Below are 1,974 nucleotides of genomic sequence, written 5' to 3' on the forward strand. Positions count from 1 at the left end.
CTGGACGATCGCGGCCTGGCTGGCCGCCCGGTCGGCGTAGTCGTTGAGCGGGTCGCCGCCGACCTGGTGCGCGGGTACGTAGCGGAACTCCACCGTGCGGCCGGTGAGCAGTTCGTCGATACGGACCACGAGTTCCTGATTGGCGACCGGTTTGCCGGCGGACGTCTTCCAGCCCTTGCGCTTCCAGCCGGGCAGCCAGGTCGTGACAGCCTTCATCGCGTACTGGGAGTCCATCCTGATCTCCATCGGCACGCCGGGGTCGACGGCCGCGAGCAGACGCTCCAGGGCGGTGAGTTCGGCGACGTTGTTGGTCGCCGTACCGAGCGGTCCCGCCTCCCAGCGGACGGCCTTCTCCTCGCCCGGGGCACCTTCGCCGATGACCCAGGCCCAGCCGGCCGGTCCTGGATTTCCTTTTGACGCGCCGTCGCAAGCGGCGATCACACGTTCAGCCATGCACCGATCATGCCAGCGCCGGGGCGGCCCGTTCGCCACGGGTGCCTGACCGCTCAGCAGCGGGCGTCCGCGTACCCCGGCTCTCCGGCGGCCACCACGTCACGGTCCCGCAGGGTGACGGCCAGCCGGCGGCCCCAGGCCCGGCAGGTGGCGGTGAAGTCCGGCCGCCGGTACTCGATCACGAACACCCGGTCCGCGTACGCGTCGGCGTACGCCGCGCACTCGTCGTAGCGCCCGCACTCCTCGGCGACGGCGAAGTCGAAGCCCACGGCGGCGTGCTCACCGGTCATCTCCGCCGCGTTCTTCTGGCCGATCGCCAGCCCGGCCCGATGGGCGCGGCGGGCGATGAGCACGGCGAAACCGGTCGCGTCGGCGCGGTCGAGCAGTCCGTCCGAGCGCAGGTAGGAGTCCAGGTTGTCCGCCTCGACCGCGTCGAAGCCCTTCGCCGCGCATCCGTCGATCCACTGTCCGACGACGTCGGCGAGGCTCGCGCGGCGGGCGGCGGTGGAGATGTCGAGCAGCGGTTCGTCCCAGTCCTTGTCGACGACCCGCGCGCCTTCGGCGTCACGGAGCAGCAGGCCGGGATGGTGGGCCCCCCACCAGTCCACCGCGTCCGCCTGGGCCTGGTAGGCGTTGACGTAACAGATGTTGTACAGCCCGGGCGCGGGGGCCGCCGTACGGTCCCTGACCACGGTCCGGGCGCCGCTCGGCGGCGGGTAGGCGCCGCCGAGCTGGTAGTCGAACGGTTCGCCGGCGTCGGGCACCCGCACTTCCGCGCGGGGTTGCCCGCCCGACGAGGACGGTCCGCCGGACGCGCCGTCCCGCGTACCGCCGCCGCATCCGGCGGTCAGGAGCGAGGCGGCGAGCAGGGCCGCGATGAGGGGGGCACGGGTCACCGCGTAAGGATTCGGTGACGAGGGGCGCCGCGTCAAACGGCGGCCGGGCGGTGGGCGATCACGCCGAACATGGTCACCGACATGTGTACGGCGCCGCGCTCGGCGGCTGCCGTGAGGTCGGCGTAGAGCTGGTCGCGCTGCTGGGCGGTGATCACCTCGCGCCGTACGGCCGTCTCGCCGAGCATCCTCACCAGCGGCCAGTTGACCTCTCCCGGGCCCTGGATGAGCGCCTGCGAACCGAGGTCGTCGATCTCCAGCCCCGCGCCCGCCAGTTGACCGGCCAGCTTGCGCCCCGCGTAAGGATTGGCGGCGGACGAGAGCGCGCCGCCGGTCAGGGCGGCCACCACCTCGGGCTCGCCGGGGTGCAGGATCGAGGTCGCCCAGTCGGTGTCGAGCAGCGCGACCCGGCCGCCGGGGCGCAGCACCCGGGCGATCTCGGCGGCGGCCCGCTCCGGCTCGGCCAGGTGCTGGAACACCCGCTCGCACCAGACCACATCCGCCTCGGCGTCCCCCAGCGGCAGGGCGAGCGCGTCACCGTCGGTGAAGCGCGCGGTGCTGCCCGCCTCGGCCGCGCGCCGCTCGGCGACCGAGCGCAGTCCGGGGTTCGGCTCCACGCCGAGCGCGT

3 protein-coding genes are annotated in these 1,974 nt (G+C 73.6%); all 3 read right to left on the bottom strand.

What is annotated here, in order from left to right; all coding sequences use genetic code 11:
• The coding region (locus tag QR77_RS02500) for a ribonuclease H (RefSeq protein WP_040019442.1) at nt 1–453 on the bottom strand (453 nt) is incomplete at its 3' end.
• A 53-nt stretch (nt 454–506) separates the two neighbouring features.
• Complete coding sequence (locus tag QR77_RS02505; RefSeq protein WP_040019443.1) at nt 507–1,349, bottom strand: endo alpha-1,4 polygalactosaminidase; 843 nt, start codon at nt 1,347–1,349, stop codon at nt 507–509.
• 32 nt (nt 1,350–1,381) lie between these two features.
• A partial coding sequence (locus QR77_RS02510; RefSeq protein ID WP_040019444.1) for a methyltransferase domain-containing protein occupies nt 1,382–1,974 on the bottom strand: 593 nt, incomplete at its 5' end.

The sequence above is a fragment of the Streptomyces sp. 150FB genome (genome assembly GCF_000818195.1).
GTDB lineage: Bacteria > Actinomycetota > Actinomycetes > Streptomycetales > Streptomycetaceae > Streptomyces.